The sequence below is a fragment of the Streptomyces sp. HPF1205 genome (assembly GCF_020400825.1).
GTDB lineage: Bacteria > Actinomycetota > Actinomycetes > Streptomycetales > Streptomycetaceae > Actinacidiphila.
In genome coordinates, this window is the sequence record NZ_JAINVH010000155.1 from 1 (window position 1) to 475 (window position 475).

The 475-nt window shown below is 76.0% G+C and carries 1 protein-coding gene; it reads left to right on the forward strand.

Annotated elements, in window-relative coordinates; translation table 11 throughout:
• On the forward strand, positions 1–475 hold a 475-nt coding region (locus K7G61_RS36075; protein ID WP_225851374.1), incomplete at both ends, for a hypothetical protein.

A 475-nucleotide genomic window follows, 5' to 3' on the forward strand; every position in this document is an offset into this window, starting at 1 on the left:
GGGCGCGTCGTCGGTGCTGTCCGGCACGTGGCTGCTCCTGCGCGCGGACGGGAACGATGCTGGCGATATCGCCGACGCCATTCGTGCCGCTGGGGGCCTCGCGGTCGACGTCCCCTTGGGCGCGGACGCCCGGCGTGACGACGTGGCGGACGCGGTGCGTGCCGCGGTGGCCGGGCTCGCGGACGGCGGGGCGGCCAGCGGTGTACTGGTCCTGCCGTCGTGCGGTGAGGGCCTGGAGCCGGACGCCTTGGTGCCGGGCTTCGTGCTCGCGGCTGTCCAGGGTGTGGGGGATGCCGAGTGCGGTGGCCGGGTGTGGGTCGTGACGCGGGGCGCGGTGTCGACCGGACGCTCCGACGAGGTGACCTGCCCGGCCGGGGGCCTGGCATGGGGCCTGGCGCGGGCCGCCGCCCAGGAGCTGCCGGACAGTTGGGGTGGTGTGGTGGATCTGCCGGGTGTGGTGGATGTGCGGGCGGGT